At 71.2% G+C, this 14807-nt stretch carries 15 protein-coding genes; 14 read left to right on the top strand and 1 reads right to left on the bottom strand.

Annotation, left to right across the window (positions count from 1 at the left end; all coding sequences use genetic code 11):
• Positions 1 to 2 precede the first annotated feature (2 nt).
• From ABC270_RS00310 to ABC270_RS00270, 9 genes are all read left to right on the top strand, one after another.
• On the top strand, positions 3 to 989 hold the full coding sequence (locus ABC270_RS00310) for a branched-chain amino acid ABC transporter permease (RefSeq protein WP_412878959.1): 987 nt from the start codon (positions 3 to 5) through the stop codon (positions 987 to 989).
• On the top strand, positions 982 to 1866 hold the full coding sequence (locus tag ABC270_RS00305) for an ABC transporter ATP-binding protein (protein ID WP_412878958.1): 885 nt from the start codon (positions 982 to 984) through the stop codon (positions 1864 to 1866). The genes ABC270_RS00310 and ABC270_RS00305 overlap by 8 nt, the downstream gene beginning before the upstream one ends.
• Complete coding sequence (locus ABC270_RS00300; protein ID WP_412878957.1) at positions 1863 to 2687, top strand: ABC transporter ATP-binding protein; 825 nt, start codon at positions 1863 to 1865, stop codon at positions 2685 to 2687. The genes ABC270_RS00305 and ABC270_RS00300 overlap by 4 nt, the downstream gene beginning before the upstream one ends.
• 192 nt (positions 2688 to 2879) lie before the next feature.
• Positions 2880 to 3089, top strand: coding sequence for a hypothetical protein (locus ABC270_RS00295; protein ID WP_412878956.1), 210 nt, complete (start codon positions 2880 to 2882; stop codon positions 3087 to 3089).
• A 79-nt stretch (positions 3090 to 3168) separates the two neighbouring features.
• Positions 3169 to 3849 carry a M15 family metallopeptidase gene (locus ABC270_RS00290; RefSeq protein WP_412878955.1) on the top strand — a complete coding sequence of 227 codons (681 nt, stop codon included), beginning with the start codon at positions 3169 to 3171 and terminating at the stop codon, positions 3847 to 3849.
• A complete protein-coding gene (alr, locus tag ABC270_RS00285; protein WP_412878954.1) occupies positions 3846 to 5045 on the top strand; it encodes an alanine racemase in 1200 nt (399 codons plus the stop codon). Before ABC270_RS00290 ends, alr begins: the two co-directional genes overlap by 4 nt.
• Positions 5042 to 6118, top strand: coding sequence for a D-alanine--D-alanine ligase family protein (locus tag ABC270_RS00280; protein WP_412878953.1), 1077 nt, complete (start codon positions 5042 to 5044; stop codon positions 6116 to 6118). The genes alr and ABC270_RS00280 overlap by 4 nt, the downstream gene beginning before the upstream one ends.
• A 9-nt stretch (positions 6119 to 6127) precedes the next feature.
• Positions 6128 to 7249, top strand: a complete 1122-nt coding sequence (locus ABC270_RS00275) for a GuaB3 family IMP dehydrogenase-related protein (protein ID WP_412878952.1) — start codon at positions 6128 to 6130, stop codon at positions 7247 to 7249.
• 33 nt (positions 7250 to 7282) lie between these two features.
• The gene (locus ABC270_RS00270; RefSeq protein ID WP_412878951.1) at positions 7283 to 9154 is read left to right on the top strand and encodes a glycerol-3-phosphate dehydrogenase/oxidase; all 1872 of its coding nucleotides are present in this window, start codon (positions 7283 to 7285) and stop codon (positions 9152 to 9154) included.
• A 63-nt stretch (positions 9155 to 9217) separates the two neighbouring features.
• On the opposite strand, the gene ABC270_RS00265 is transcribed toward ABC270_RS00270, so the two are convergent.
• Positions 9218 to 9721 (bottom strand): hypothetical protein, encoded by a 504-nt coding sequence (locus tag ABC270_RS00265; RefSeq protein ID WP_412878950.1) that lies wholly within the window; start codon positions 9719 to 9721, stop codon positions 9218 to 9220.
• 121 nt (positions 9722 to 9842) lie between these two features.
• On the opposite strand from ABC270_RS00265, the gene ABC270_RS00260 reads away from it, so the two are divergent.
• From ABC270_RS00260 to guaA, 5 genes are read left to right on the top strand one after another with little or no spacing between them, the layout of a single operon-like run.
• Positions 9843 to 10373: a cation:proton antiporter regulatory subunit gene (locus tag ABC270_RS00260; protein WP_058725426.1), complete on the top strand. Its 531-nt coding sequence runs from the start codon at positions 9843 to 9845 to the stop codon at positions 10371 to 10373.
• A 3-nt stretch (positions 10374 to 10376) separates the two neighbouring features.
• Positions 10377 to 11888: a cation:proton antiporter gene (locus ABC270_RS00255; RefSeq protein WP_412878949.1), complete on the top strand. Its 1512-nt coding sequence runs from the start codon at positions 10377 to 10379 to the stop codon at positions 11886 to 11888.
• A 5-nt stretch (positions 11889 to 11893) separates the two neighbouring features.
• Positions 11894 to 12688 (top strand): SURF1 family cytochrome oxidase biogenesis protein, encoded by a 795-nt coding sequence (locus ABC270_RS00250; RefSeq protein ID WP_412878948.1) that lies wholly within the window; start codon positions 11894 to 11896, stop codon positions 12686 to 12688.
• Between the two features lie 10 nt (positions 12689 to 12698).
• On the top strand, positions 12699 to 13145 hold the full coding sequence (locus ABC270_RS00245; protein ID WP_412878947.1) for a DUF3817 domain-containing protein: 447 nt from the start codon (positions 12699 to 12701) through the stop codon (positions 13143 to 13145).
• A complete protein-coding gene (gene guaA, locus ABC270_RS00240; protein WP_412878946.1) occupies positions 13142 to 14737 on the top strand; it encodes a glutamine-hydrolyzing GMP synthase in 1596 nt (531 codons plus the stop codon). The genes ABC270_RS00245 and guaA overlap by 4 nt, the downstream gene beginning before the upstream one ends.
• Positions 14738 to 14807: the final 70 nt, after the last annotated feature.

The raw sequence follows: 14807 nt of genomic DNA, 5'->3' as shown, positions 1-14807 counted from the left end.
CCATGGACTACTTCCTCTCCCTGCTCTCCGCGCTCTCGCAGGAGGCACTCGCCCCGACCACGGCGGCGTTCGCGCTCGCCGCGATCGGCCTGAACATCCACTTCGGGCTCACCGGCCTCATCAACATGGGTCAGGCCGCGTTCCTCCTGCTCGGCGCGTACGGCTTCGCCATCGCGATCACGAACGGCCTGCCCTTCGTCGTCGCGGTGCTCATCGCCCTCGCGATCGCGATCCTCTTCGCGATCATCCTCGGCATCCCGACCCTGCGGCTCCGCGGCGACTACCTGGCGATCGTGACGATCTCCGGCGCCGAGATCATCCGCATGGTCGGCCGATCGAGCCTCCTCACCGACACCACCGGCGGATCGAACGGCATCACCGGCGCGAGCTACCGTGACCCGTTCAACGCGCTGAGCCCCCTGCCCGACGGCACCACGACGATCCTGTGGTTCACCTACGCGAACAACGGTGTCAACGGCTGGTGGATCCGGATCGCGGCGTGGGGCCTCGTCGCCCTGTTCACCCTCGTGCTGTTCCTCCTCATGCGCAGCCCCTGGGGCCGGGTCGTGAAGGCGATCCGCGAGGACGAGGACGCCGTGCGCTCCCTCGGCAAGAACGTCTACTCGTACAAGATGCAGGCGCTCGTCTTCGGTGGCGCGCTCGGAGCCCTGGCCGGCGTGATCTACGTCCTGCCGAGTTCCGTGCAACCCGACGCCATGGGCCGCTCGATGACGTTCTTCATCTGGACCGCGCTCATCCTCGGCGGTGCGGCGACGGTGTTCGGGCCGGTGCTCGGCGCCGTGCTGTTCTTCGTCGTCCGACTCTTCATCCGCACGGTGGCGAGCGACTTCATCCCCGACTCGATCATGAACCAGCAGCAGGCGGAGCAGTTCTCCTACGTGCTCGTCGGCGTCGCGCTCATGCTCCTCATCGTGTTCCGTCCACAGGGACTCCTCGGCAACAAGAAGGAGCTGACGTTCAGTGTCTGAGTACAGCCACCCCAAGGCCGACCCGATCCTCACGGTCGACACCGTCACCCGGCGCTTCGGCGGCATGACCGCGGTCGACGTCGACCACCTCGAGGTCCAGCGCGGCTCGATCACCGCGCTGATCGGTCCGAACGGCGCCGGCAAGACGACGTTCTTCAACCTGCTCACCGGGTTCGACAAGCCGCGCCCCGGCGCGACGACCCGCTTCAACGGCGACACGCTCCAGAAGACGAGCGCGACGCACATCGCGAACAAGGGCATGGTCCGCACGTTCCAGCTCACCAAGGCGCTCTCGCGGCTCACGGTGATGCAGAACATGCTGCTCGGTGCGCGCGACCAGCCCGGCGAGAACTTCTTCGCCGCGCTCGTGCCCGCCCTCTGGCGTCCCCGCGAGCGGGCCATCACCGCGAAGGCCGAGGAGCTCCTCGCCCGCTTCAAGCTCGACACGAAGGCGGACGACTACGCCGGTTCGTTGTCCGGCGGCCAGCGGAAGCTCCTCGAGATGGCGAGGGCGCTCATGTCCGACCCGACGATGATCATGCTCGACGAGCCGATGGCCGGCGTGAACCCGGCGCTGACCCAGTCGCTCCTCGGGCACATCCAGTCCCTGCGCGACGACGGCATGACCGTGCTCTTCGTCGAGCACGACATGCACATGGTCCGGCACATCTCGGACTGGGTGGTCGTGATGGCCGAGGGCAAGGTCGTCGCCGAGGGGCCTGCGGACACCGTGATGGACGACCAGGCCGTCATCGACGCGTACCTCGGCGCCCACCACGACACCGACCTGGGCGACGACTCGCTCCTCACCGAGGAGACCTACGAGGAGCTCGCCGAAGAGGTCAAGGAAGAGGACGAGCAGGAGGCGACCCGATGACCGACGCAACCGACCCCACGAACGCGAGCCGCGCCTCCAGTCCGGCGACCGACGCGACCGGCGCGACCGCCACCCTGGACCGTGGCGAACCGGTCCTCAGTGCGAAGAACCTCGTCGCCGGGTACCTGCCCGGCGTGAACATCCTGAACGGCTGCGACCTCGACTGCTACCCAGGCGAGCTCATCGGCATCATCGGCCCGAACGGCGCCGGCAAGTCGACGCTCCTCAAGGCGCTGTTCGGCCTCGTGTCCATCCGCGAGGGCTCGGTCACGCTGCAGGGCGAGGACATCACGAACCTCAAGGCGAACAAGCTCGTCCAGGCGGGCGTCGGCTTCGTCCCGCAGACGAACAACGTGTTCCCGTCGCTCTCCATCGAGGAGAACCTGCAGATGGGGCTCTACCTGCGTCCGAAGAAGTTCGCCGAGCGCCTCGAGGTCATCTACGACCTCTTCCCGGTGCTCGCGCAGCGACGGAACCAGCGCGCGGGGTCGCTCTCGGGCGGTGAGCGCCAGTCGGTGGCGATGGCACGCGCCCTCATGATGGACCCGAAGGTGCTGCTCCTCGACGAGCCGAGCGCCGGCCTGTCGCCCGTGCGGCAGGACGAGACGTTCATCCGCACACGCCGGATCAACAAGGCCGGTGTGTCGATCATCATGGTGGAGCAGAACGCGCGACGCTGTCTGCAGATCTGCGATCGTGGGTACGTGCTCGACCAGGGGAGGAACGCGTACTCGGGCACCGGGCGTGAGCTCGCCGACGATCCGAAGGTCATCGAGCTGTACCTGGGGACGCTCGCCAAGGACGTCGACTCGGCGCGGTAGCGCCGGTCGGCCGCGGGTCCCGCTGTGGGGGTGGGATCCGCACCGGGTGGGGCCGTGCGTGGACGCTCCGCGCCGCACGGCCCCATTCCCGTCTGCCTGGTCCCGGTGGTCCGGGTACGTGGGCTGCCGGGTCCCGCCGCACACCGGCCTGGAGGCACGGGCCGGCCCCGCCGGTCGGCTACCGTTGCGCGCGTGCGCACCTCCGACCCCCGTCCGCGCGGCTCCCGTCCGCTCGGACCCCTCGCGCTCGACGCCGTCGTCTGGCTGCTCTTCGCGGCACTGTTCGTCGGCGCCGCACTGCTCGTGAAGGTCGCCGCGGTGCTCCTCGTCGTGCTCGTCGTGCTCGCGGTCCTCCTCGGTCTCGCACTGCGGGTCCTGCGGAAGCGTCGGTCGCGCGGCTGAACGCGGTTCATCCTCCGGGAGGACAGTGCTCACCCGCGGCCCCGATCCGCCGCGCGCACCCTGCCGACACGCTGGGTGCGTGACCACGCTCATCAACGACCCTCGCGTCCTCGCGGTCCCCGTCCGCCCGACGCTCGAGCCGCTGGTGCGCCTGGCCGACCTCGGGGTCCGGACCTCCTCGACCGGTGCCGGCGGACTCGTCCGCCGCAGTGTGGCGCAGCGCCTCGCCCGCGCCGACCGCGCCCTGCCCGCCGGCGTGCACCTGCTCGTCGTCGAGGGCTACCGCACCCTCGCGGCGCAGTGCGCGATCATCGCCGACTACCGCGCGACACTCGCCGCCCTGCACCCGCAGGCCTCCTCCGCCGAGCTCGACGACCTCGTCTCCCGCTTCGTCGCACCCGCGCAGGCGGCTCCGCACGTCGCGGGTGCCGCGGTGGACTGCACCCTCGTCGGCGACGACGGCGAGCAGCTGTGGATGGGCACGGCGATCGACGACACCCCCGAGCAGAGCGGCGGCCGCTGCTTCACGGCATCCCCGGACATCGACGACGAAGCCCGGGCGAACCGGGCACTGCTGGCCGATGTCCTCGAGCCCGTCGGCATGGTGAACTACGAGACCGAGTGGTGGCACTGGAGCCACGGCGACCGCTACTGGGCACACCGGACCGGTGCCGCCGCCGCACGCTACGAGGCGGTCCCGGAGGCGCCCGGCGCCGCGGTCCGCGACTCCGGCGCGGGAGACCCTCGGGTCGTCGCATGACCGTCCTCACCGCGTCGGTGCCGTTCACACCGACGGTCAGACCGCTGCGGACCGTGCACCCCGCCGCGATCGCCGCGAACGTCCGCCGGGTCACCGCCCGCGGACACGACCTCGTCGCCGTGGTGAAGGCCGACGGGTACGGCCACGGTGCCGAGCTGGTCGGCCGCACCGCGCTCGCCGCGGGGGCCGTCGCGCTCGGGACGGCCACGCTCGGCGAGGCGCTCGCGCTCCGAGCCGTCGGCGTCGACGCCCGTCTGGTCTGCTGGCTGCACCTGCCCGGAGCCGACTTCGCCGCCGCCGCGCGGGACCGGGTCGAGGTCGCGGTCGGCGACGAGGACACGTTGGCAGCGGTGACCGACGCCGGACGCCGGGCGCGCACCCCCGTCGTCGTGCACCTCCACATCGACACCGGGATGGCGCGCGAGGGCGCCGAACCCCATCGCTGGCAGGGGCTCCTCGACGCCGCAGCCACCGCCGAGCGTGCCGGTCACGTGTCCGTCCGGGCGGTGATGGGGCACGTGCCGAACGCCGACCGTGCCTCGGCCGCGCGCGCGGCGACCCTGCTGCGGCTCGCCGGACTCGCGGCCGACCTGACGCTCGGACACCCGGTCGACCTGCACCTCGGTGGGACCCCGGCCGCGTTCGCCGGCGCCGACCTCACCGGGATCGCCGTCCGCGTCGGTGCAGGGCTCGTCGGCATCGGGCCCGCCCACGCCGGACTCGCCCCCGCCATGACCGTGACCGCGCCGGTCGTCGCGGTGCGGTCGGTCCGTGCGGGGACACCGGTCGGGTACGACGGCACCTGGACCACGCAACGGGACACCGTGCTCGCCGTGCTGCCGGTCGGGTACGCGGACGGGGTCCCCCGCGCCGCCTCCGGATCCGCGTGCGTGGGCCTGCGCGGCCGACTCGTGCCGGTGGTGGGGCGGATCAACATGGACCAGGTCGTGCTCGACGTGACCGGACTGCCCGGGCCGCCCGTGGTGCCGGGCGAGGTCGCCACGCTGATCGACGGCCCGGCCCGCACCGCCGGGCAGCCCGGCGCCGCGCTCGCCGAGACCGCACCCGTCGCCGCCGGACCCACGGCCGCGGAGTGGGCTGCGTGGGCCGACACGAACCCCCACGAGATCGTCACCGGACTCGGCGGCCGCATCGAGCGCGCCGTCGACACCTCGAACAGCAGGAGCACCGCATGAGCACCACCGAGCCCGTCCGCGTCGCCGTCATCGGCGGCGGCGCCAACAGCGAGCACGAGGTGGGGCTCGCGAGTGCCGCCTCGGTCGCGTCCGCCCTCGACCCGACCCGGTACGCGGTCGTGCGCCTGACCATCGACCGCGACGGCGGGTGGCGCTCGGCCGGCCTGCCGTGCTCGTTCCCCGAGGCCGCCGCCGTGCTCGCCTCGGCCGACGTCGTGTTCCCCGCCGTGCACGGTCCGGACGGCGAGGACGGGTCGCTCGCGGCGCTCGCCGCCCTCGCCGGGGTGCCCGTCGTCGGGTCGCCCGTCGGTGCGGGGGCGATCGCGATGGACAAGTGGGCGACGAAGCTCGTGGCCGAGGCGTCGGGGGTCGCGGTCGCGCCGGGCACCCTGCTCACCCGCGCCGAGGCGCCGACCGTCGACGCCGCCGCGCTCACGGAGTCCGTCGGTCCCCTGCCCTGGATCGTCAAGCCCGTCGCGGGCGGGTCGAGCTTCGGCGTCAGCCGCGTCGACACCGCCGACGAGCTCGACGTCGCGCTCGCCGAGGCCTTCGCCCTCGACGACCGCGTGCTCGTCGAGCGGATGGTGCCCGGCCGCGAGGTCGACGTCGCCGTCCTCGAGCGCCCGGACGGTGCGCTCGTCGTGGGTCCGCCGCTCGAGGTGCTCAACGCGGCGGACGGGTTCTTCGACGCGGACACGAAGTACGACGGCTCCGCCCGGTTCGTGCTGCCGGCACCGCTCACCCCCGTCGTCGGGGAGCGCATCGAGGCGGTCGCCCGGACGCTCTTCACCCGGCTTGGCTGCGCCGGGCTCGCACGGGTGGACTGCTTCGTCACGCCCGGGGGCGAGGTCGTCCTCAACGAGGTGAACACGATGCCCGGCCTGACCGCGCAGTCCCAGCTCCCGAAGATGTTCGCGTCGGTCGGCATCGACTACCCCGACCTGCTGTCCGACCTGGTCGAGACCGCACTCCGCACGACGGCGAGGGGTGACGCGGTGGGGCGAGCAGCGGGCTGCACGGTCGGTGCGGGACCGTCCACCCGGTCGGGGACCCCCGTGGAGGCCGCCCGCTAGGCTGTGCGCGTGAGTGAAGTCGAGATCGGTGCAGGCAAGCGCGGACGGCGGGCGTACGCGTTCGACGACATCGCGGTGGTCCCCTCGCGACGCACGCGTGACCCGCGCGACGTCAACGTCCAGTGGACGATCGACGCGTTCACGTTCGAGTCACCGATCCTCTCCGCCCCGATGGACTCCGTCGCCTCCCCGGCCACGGTCATCCAGATGGGCAAGCTCGGCATCCTCGGTGTCCTCGACCTCGAGGGTCTGTGGACCCGCTACGAGGACCCGGCGCCGTACTACGAGGAGATCAAGGCCCTCGCCGACGGCAACGTCACGAAGCGCATGCAGGAGATCTACGCCGAGCCGATCAAGGCCGAGCTGATCACCGCACGCCTGGCCGAGATCCGGGCTGCAGGGGTCCCCGTCGCCGGCTCCTTGAGCCCGCAGCGCACGCAGGAGTTCTCGCAGACCGTCGTCGACGCCGGTGTCGACCTGTTCGTCATCCGCGGCACGACCGTCTCGGCCGAGCACGTCTCGCAGGACGAGGAGCCCCTCAACCTCAAGAAGTTCATCTACGAGCTCGACGTCCCGGTCATCGTCGGCGGCGCCTCGACCTACACGTCGGCGCTCCACCTCATGCGCACCGGTGCCGCCGGTGTCCTCGTCGGCTTCGGCGGCGGCGCGGCGTCCACCACGCGTGCGGCGCTCGGCATCCACGCGCCGATGGCGACCGCGGTGGCGGACGTCGCCGGTGCCCGGCGCGACTACATGGACGAGTCCGGCGGCCGGTACGTGCACGTCATCGCCGACGGCGGCCTCGACACCGCGGGCGACGTCGTCAAGGCGATCGCCACGGGTGCCGACGCCGTCATGCTCGGCACCGCGCTGGCCCGGGCGACCGAGGCTCCCGGCGGCGGCTTCCACTGGGGTGCCGAGGCGCACCACCCGGAGCTGCCCCGCGGCCGCCGGGTCGAGGTCGGCACGATCGCACCGCTCGAGAACGTCCTGCACGGTCCGACCCCGACGTGGGACGGGCGCGCGAACATCGTCGGCGCCCTGCGTCGGTCGATGGCGACGACCGGATACTCCGACGTCAAGGAGTTCCAGCGAGTAGAAGTGGTCGTGGCGCCGTACCACCAGCAGTGACGCTCCGGCGCCGCCCGTGAACCGGAGGCGACCATGGCGAAGGCAACGACCACCAGCACCACGACCGACGGCCTGCCCGGCGGTGTCGGGTTCGACCCGACCGTGAAGCTCGGACCCGACGAACGCGCCGCGGCGATCGCCGCACTCAAGGAGCACGAGGTCGACGTCCTCGTCGTCGGCGGCGGCATCGTCGGTGCCGGCAGCGCACTCGACGCCGCCACCCGTGGGCTGAGCGTCGGGATCGTCGAGGCACGCGACTGGGGATCGGGCACGTCCAGCCGCTCGTCGAAGCTCGTGCACGGCGGCATCCGCTACCTCGAGCAGCTCAACTTCGCGCTCGTCCGCGAGGCACTGATCGAACGCGGCCTGCTCCTCCAGCGCATCGCTCCGCACCTGGTGAAGCCCGTGCGCTTCCTCTACCCGCTGAACCACCGCGTGTGGGAGCGCTTCTACATCGGCATCGGCATGGCGATGTACGACGTGTTCAGCTGGTCCGGCGGTCGTCCCCCGGGTGTCCCACACCACCGGCACCTCAGCCGCAAGCAGGTGCTCAAGAACATGCCGGGCCTGAAGAAGGACGCCTTCATCGGCGGCATGACCTACTACGACGCCCAGGTCGACGACGCCCGTTACGTCGCCTCGCTCGTCCGCACGGCCGCGTCCTACGGCGCCCACGCCGCGAGCCGCGTCCGCATCGAGGGCTTCATCAAGGTGGGGGAGCGGGTCGTCGGGGCGCATGCGCACGACATCCAGACCGGGGAGCAGTTCGACATCCGGGCGAAGCAGGTCGTCAACGCGACCGGCGTCTGGACCGACGACACGCAGGCGATGGTCGGCACCCGCGGGCAGTTCAAGGTCCGTGCGTCGAAGGGCGTCCACCTCGTCATCCCGCGCGACCGCTTCCAGTCGAACACGGGCATGATCCTCCGCACCGAGAAGAGCGTCCTCTTCGTGATCCCGTGGGGTCGGCACTGGCTCGTCGGCACCACCGACACCGACTGGAACCTCGACAAGGCGCACCCGGCGGCGACCGCAGCGGACATCGACTACATCCTCGAGCACGTCAACAAGGTGCTCGCGGTCCCGCTCACCCGCGAGGACGTCGAGGGTGTCTACGCCGGCCTCCGACCGCTGCTCGCGGGGGAGTCGGACCAGACCTCGCAGCTCAGCCGCGAGCACGTCGTCGCGCACACCGCCCCGGGCCTGGTGGTGGTCGCGGGCGGCAAGTGGACGACCTACCGCGTGATGGGGAAGGACGCCATCGACGAGGCCGTCGCCGCGATGGACGGCAGGATCCCGGAGTCGACGACCGAGGACATCCCGCTGCTCGGCGCCGAGGGCTACCCGGCGGCGTGGAACCGCCGCGGTCGCACGGCACGGCAGGTCGGCGTGCACAAGGTCCGGATCGAGCACCTGCTCAACCGCTACGGCACGCTCGCCACCGAGGTCCTCCAGCTCGTCGAGCAGGACCCCTCGCTCGCCGAGCCGCTCCCGCAGGCGGACGACTACATCGGCGCCGAGGTCGTCTACGCGGCCTCGCACGAGGGCGCGCTGCACCTCGAGGACGTCCTCGCCCGCCGGACCCGCATCTCGATCGAGGCGTGGGACCGCGGTGAGTCTGCGGCACCGGTCGCGGCGAAGCTCATGGCCGACGTCCTCGGCTGGGACCAGGAGACCACCGAGAACGAGGTCGCGAACTACCTCAAGCGCGTCGCCGCGGAGCGCGCGTCGCAGCTCCAGCCCGACGACGAGTCGGCCGACCGTGTCCGCCTCGAAGCGCCGGACATCGCGTTCGGCTTCGACGAGGACGACGTCGTCGTCGGCGGCGGCCGGTCGGACGGTGCGGACGGCGCGAAGGCGTCCGACGAGCAGGTGGTCGGGGAGAAGACGAGCGAACCCCGCTAGGCGACGCACGTCGCCGACCCGCACCGTGCCTCCAGACCGGCCTGGAGGCGCGGTGCGCGTCCGTCACACGCCCGCGCCCCCGTCGGATGCGCCCGCCTGGCGTCGCGTGCGGTCGGCGGCGGCCGTCAGGACCGCCAGGATCGCGACGACCGCGACTGCGCTCGTGCAGCCGAGCACCGTCGGCCAGACGGTGTGCGGGCCGTCGGAGCCCGGGTAGGAGTCCGCGAGGTCCATCCCGAGGAACCACGACGACTGGAAGACCGCGCCTGCGCCGAGGACCACCAGGCCGAGGTGCATGATCACGACGACGGTGGTGGGCAGGTGCTGCCGGACGCCGAGCACCGCGACGCCGATGCCGAGCAGCGCGCCGATCCCGGCGACGACGAGCGCGCCGACGGCGTCCTGTGCGGAGGAGTTCCCCATCGCGTCCACGTGCGCGTACACCGACGCGAGCGGGCGGTCCGGGGCGACCGAGAGCGGCTCGGCCACGAGCGCGTTCACCGCGAGCAGTGCTGCGTAGGCGACGACGACGGCGGCGCCCGCGATCGGGACGGTCCTGGAGGTCATGCGGCGACCGTAGCCTCGCCGCGCGTCCACCCGCATCGGCCCGGAGGACGATGCCGACCGCCGGAATGCCCCGACCCCGCCGGTGGTTATCATCGTGGTACTCGGAAAGGGAGGCCATCTCATGGTCGACGTCCATCGCGTCAAGCTCCCCGGAGTCGGCGTGCTGCACAGCTTCTACACCGACGACGGTGGCAAGTGCGGTGTCATCACGCACCGGTCGGGACACTCCGACCTCATCTCCTTCGCGGACGTCTCGGACGGCGCGGACAAGTCGGAGAAGGTGTCGCTGCGCCTCAGTGAGGACGAAGCGCACACCCTCGCGGAGCTGCTCGGCGGCACCCGCATCACCGAGGGCCTCGACAAGCTCGACGAGATCCCCGGCCTCAGCATCGACTGGTTCTCCGTCGACTACGAGGACGCCATCGCGGGCAAGCCCCTCGGTGACCTGCACGACTCGGGGTTCATCGGCCTGACCGTCGTCGCGGTGGTCCGTGGTGACAGCGCCAACCCCGCCCCCTCCCCGGACTTCGTCGTGTTCCCGGGCGACACCATCGTCGTGGCCGGAGCGCCCGAGAAGGTCGCGAAGGCGTTCTCGTTCTACCGCAGCGGAGAGCTTGCGGCCGCCTCGGCCGAGGCCCCGCGCCGGAGCTGACGCGTGCACCTGGGTGGTGAGCTGCTCACCATCGGTGTGCTCTTCGTCATCGCCTACGTCCTCGGACGCCTCGGCAAGACCATCGGCCTGCCGGCCATCCCGATCTACATGGTCGTCGGGCTCGTCGCGAGCCCGCACACGCCCTGGTTCGGCCTGAGCGTCGAGTCCGACACGATCGAGCTGATCGCGACGTTCGGGCTCGTCCTCCTCCTGTTCAACCTCGGGCTCGAGTTCGACCAGGAGGAGTTCTACGGCAACGCCGGCAAGCTCCTCGTGTCCGGCGGCACCTACGTCGCCATCAACATGGGCATCGGGTTCGCGTTCGGGTTCTCGCTCGGGTGGGGCACCCGCGAGGCCCTGATCATCGCGGGCATGACCGCGACGTCGTCGAGTGCGATCGTCACGAAGCTCCTCATCGAGCTCCGGCGGCTCGCGAACGACGAGACACCGATGATCCTCGGCGTCACGGTCATCGAGGACGTCTTCATCGCCATCTACCTGGCGATCGTGTCGGTCGTGCTCTCCGGCGACACCAACGTCTGGGGCGTCGTCGGGAAGCTCGCGCTCGCGTTCGGCTTCCTCATCGTGATGTTCACCCTCGCCCGGTTCGCCGGCAGGTGGGTCTCGCGGATCTTCGCCACCCGCGACGACGAGCTCTTCACGGTGCTCTTCTTCGGCCTCGCGGTGATGTTCGGTGGCATCGGCGAGATCCTCGGCGTGACGGACGCGATCGGGGCGTTCGTGATCGGCCTGCTCTGCGGTGCCACGCGCTACCGCGACCGCATCGAGCAGCTCGCCCTGCCGATGCGCGACGTCTTCGCGGCGTTCTTCTTCGTGAACTTCGGCCTCGGTCTCGACCTGTCGACGTTCGGCGAGGTGCTCTGGCCGGTCCTCGGCGCGATCGGCATGACCGTCGTGCTCAACGCCGTCGCCGGGCAGATCGTCGCCCGGATGAACGGGTTCAACGTCCAGCAAGGGATCAACACCGCGGTCATCCTGGTGAACCGCGGCGAGTTCGCGCTCATCCTCGCGACGCTCTCGGCCGCCGCCGGCCTGGAGGCGCGGATCACCGCGTTCGCGGGCCTCTACGTCCTCGTCATGGCCGTCCTCGGTCCGCTGCTCGCCGTGAACTCGGACCGCATCGGCCGCCTCGTGGTGCGTCCGGCGCGGGTCGCGCGGCTGCGCCAGCGCCTCCGCGCTCGGCTCGGTCGCGGCGCCGGCGCGGGGGTCGGCAGTCACCCGGCCGGTGCCGGGATCCCGGCGGGTCCGGCACTCGACGAGGCGATCGACACCGCCGCCGCGGCCGCCGTCGCTGACGAGGACGCCTCGCGGGCTGCTCGTCGCGCCGAACGAGACCGCCAGTTCGCGGAGGAGTTCGCCCTCGTGGAGGCCGCTGGGAGGGAAGAGCGGGAGAATGGTGCACCGGAGCCCCGCGACGAACCCGTGACGTCGTCGGTCGAGATCCCCGCCGAGCGCCCGAAGCGCCCGGCCCGCCAGCGCGATCCGGAGTACTGATACGAATGTGGGCCGTCGCCCGTCGACCGAAGTGGATCGCGCTGCTGCTGCTGGCGCTCGTGCTCGCGGCGGTGTTCGCGTTCCTCGGCAAGTGGCAGCTCGAGCGGAGCATCCAGAACGGCAAGCCCCTCCCGGCGACGACCGAGACGCAGAAGACCCTCGACGACGCGCTCGCACCGATGCAGCCCGTCACCGAGTCCCTCGCCGGGCAGAAGATCACCGTCACCGGCACGTTCGTCGCGGGTGACACGACCGTCCTGACCGGGCGGAGCGGCGGCGGGACCTACCAGACCGTCGGTCACCTGGTCGACTCCGGGACGGGTGCGAGCCTCCCCGTGGTGATCGGCTGGTCCGACCGACGAGCCGCGGCGGTCGCCGGCGGAGACCGGCTCGCCGACGGGAAGACGATGACGGTCGAGGGCCGGCTCTACCCGGAGGAGTCCCCCGACCAGGACACCTACGACAAGGGCGAGTACTCGGCCGTCGCGCCGGCCCGGTTCGTCAACACGTGGAAGCAGTTCGACGACCGCATGTACCTCGGGTACGTCGTCGCCGACGCCTCGACCGCGAAGGCCGCCGACCTCGGCACGATCGCCGACCGTGCCCCCACGCGCGAGGTCCAGTTCGACTGGCTGAACCTCTTCTACGCGATCGAGTGGGTCGTGTTCGCCGGGTTCGCGGTCTTCCTCTGGTACCGCTTCGTGAAGGACGCCTTCGAGCGTGAGGAGGAGGAACGCCGTGAGCGCCTGCTCAGCGCCGACGGGGCGAGCACCGACGGGGCCCTCCTCGACCGACGGTAGGATGGCGGATATGGCCCTGACCGTCCGACCCCGCGACGTCCCGAAGATCCCGGGTGCGGTGAAGTGGTACCGCGTCTCCGCGTACATCACCGGTGTCCTGCTCCTCGCCCTCGTGGTCGAGGTCATCATCAAGTACACGCCGCTGCAGCTCGAGATGCAGCTCGGCAACGGCCCGTTCTTCGTCCCGAACGGCACGGCCGGCGAAGCCCCCGGCACGTTCAACCTCTCGATCGCGATCCTCATCGCGCACGGCTGGCTGTACGTCCTCTACCTCTTCACGGACTTCCGTCTGTGGAGCATCATGCGCTGGAGGCCCTCGCGCTTCCTGCTCATCGCCCTCGGCGGCATCATCCCGTTCATGTCCTTCGTGGTCGAGCACCGCATGCAGCAGAAGGCCATGGAGACCTACCACGAGCTGACCGCTGCCCAGCAGCGTGAGAAGGAGGCCGCTCGGTGAGCGAGACCGACCAGCGTCCCGTCCTCGTCGTCGACTTCGGAGCCCAGTACGCGCAGCTCATCGCTCGCCGTGTGCGCGAGGCCAACGTCTACAGCGAGATCGTCCCCCACTCGATCACCGCGGACGAGGTGAAGGCGAAGGACCCGGCGGCCATCGTGCTCTCCGGCGGTCCGTCGTCCGTCTACGAGCAGGGTGCGCCCGCGCTCGACGGCGACATCCTCGACCTCGGCGTCCCGGTGCTCGGCATCTGCTACGGCTTCCAGGCCATGGCGACCGCCCTCGGCGGCGAGGTCGCGCAGACCGGCCAGCGCGAGTACGGCGCGACCGACGTCACCGTCACGGGCACCGACAGCGTGCTCCTCGGCGACCAGCCGGCGTCGCAGGTCACGTGGATGTCGCACGGCGACTCCGTGGCGAAGGCCCCGGAGGGCTTCGAGGTCCTCGCGTCGAGCGCCTCGACCCCGGTCGCCGCGTTCGCGTCCGACGAGCGCAAGCTCTACGGCGTCCAGTGGCACCCCGAGGTCAAGCACTCGGTCTTCGGCCAGGCCGTCCTCGAGAACTTCCTGCACCGTGCCGCAGGCCTCCCCGGCGACTGGAACTCCGCCAACGTCATCGACGAGCAGGTCGCGCGGATCAAGGAGCAGGTCGGGTCCGCGCGGGTCATCGCCGGGCTGTCCGGCGGCGTCGACTCGGCCGTGGCCGCAGCCCTCGTGCACAAGGCGGTCGGTGACCAGCTGACGTGCGTCTTCGTCGACCACGGGCTGCTGCGCGCCGACGAGCGCAAGCAGGTGGAAGAGGACTACGTCGCCTCGACCGGTGTCCGGCTCGTCACGGTCGACGCCGAGCAGCAGTTCCTCGACGCCCTCGCCGGCGTGAGCGACCCGGAGCAGAAGCGCAAGATCATCGGCCGTGAGTTCATCCGCACGTTCGAGGCGGCGGCGGAGGTCCTCGTGCTCGAGGCCCGCGCTGACGCAGCGGCGTCCGACTCCGACTCGGGCGAGGTCAAGTTCCTCGTCCAGGGCACGCTCTACCCCGACGTCGTCGAGTCCGGCGGCGGATCCGGCACGGCGAACATCAAGTCGCACCACAACGTCGGCGGCCTGCCCGAGGACATGACGTTCGAGCTCGTCGAGCCCCTGCGCACCCTGTTCAAGGACGAGGTCCGCGCGGTCGGTCGTGAGCTCGGGCTGCCCGAGGTCATCGTCGGACGCCAGCCGTTCCCCGGCCCGGGGCTCGGCATCCGCATCGTGGGCGAGGTCACGAAGGACCGCCTCGAACTGCTGCGCGCGGCCGACAAGATCGCCCGCGAGGAACTCACCGCAGCCGGCCTCGACGAAGAGATCTGGCAGTGCCCGGTCGTCCTGCTCGCCGACGTCCGCTCGGTCGGTGTCCAGGGCGACGGTCGCACCTACGGCCACCCGATCGTGCTGCGTCCGGTCTCGTCCGAGGACGCCATGACCGCCGACTGGACGCGCCTGCCGTACGACACCCTCGCGAAGATCTCGAACCGCATCACGAACGAGGTCCCGGACGTGAACCGCGTCGTGCTCGACGTCACGTCGAAGCCGCCGGGGACGATCGAGTGGGAGTAACCACTCCCTGATACGAGGGCCCGGCACGCATTCTGCGTGCCGGGCCCTCGTGCGTGCGGGGCGCTCGCGT

This window comes from Curtobacterium phoenicis (assembly GCF_047238015.1).
Classification (GTDB): Bacteria; Actinomycetota; Actinomycetes; order Actinomycetales; family Microbacteriaceae; genus Curtobacterium.
This window is presented reverse-complemented; position numbering and strand designations above follow the sequence as displayed.

Bases quoted from the DNA above. Each gene is read 5' to 3' on its own strand.
- ABC270_RS00310 (WP_412878959.1), top strand. From the start codon at position 3: ATGGACTACTTCCTCTCCCTGCTCTCCGCGCTCTCGCAGGAGGCACTC.
- ABC270_RS00300 (WP_412878957.1), top strand. From the start codon at position 1,863: ATGACCGACGCAACCGACCCCACGAACGCGAGCCGCGCCTCCAGTCCG.
- alr (WP_412878954.1), top strand. From the start codon at position 3,846: ATGACCGTCCTCACCGCGTCGGTGCCGTTCACACCGACGGTCAGACCG.
- ABC270_RS00280 (WP_412878953.1), top strand. From the start codon at position 5,042: ATGAGCACCACCGAGCCCGTCCGCGTCGCCGTCATCGGCGGCGGCGCC.
- ABC270_RS00270 (WP_412878951.1), top strand. From the start codon at position 7,283: ATGGCGAAGGCAACGACCACCAGCACCACGACCGACGGCCTGCCCGGC.
- ABC270_RS00265 (WP_412878950.1), bottom strand. From the start codon at position 9,721: ATGACCTCCAGGACCGTCCCGATCGCGGGCGCCGCCGTCGTCGTCGCC.
- ABC270_RS00260 (WP_058725426.1), top strand. From the start codon at position 9,843: ATGGTCGACGTCCATCGCGTCAAGCTCCCCGGAGTCGGCGTGCTGCAC.
- ABC270_RS00250 (WP_412878948.1), top strand. From the start codon at position 11,894: ATGTGGGCCGTCGCCCGTCGACCGAAGTGGATCGCGCTGCTGCTGCTG.
- ABC270_RS00245 (WP_412878947.1), top strand. From the start codon at position 12,699: ATGGCCCTGACCGTCCGACCCCGCGACGTCCCGAAGATCCCGGGTGCG.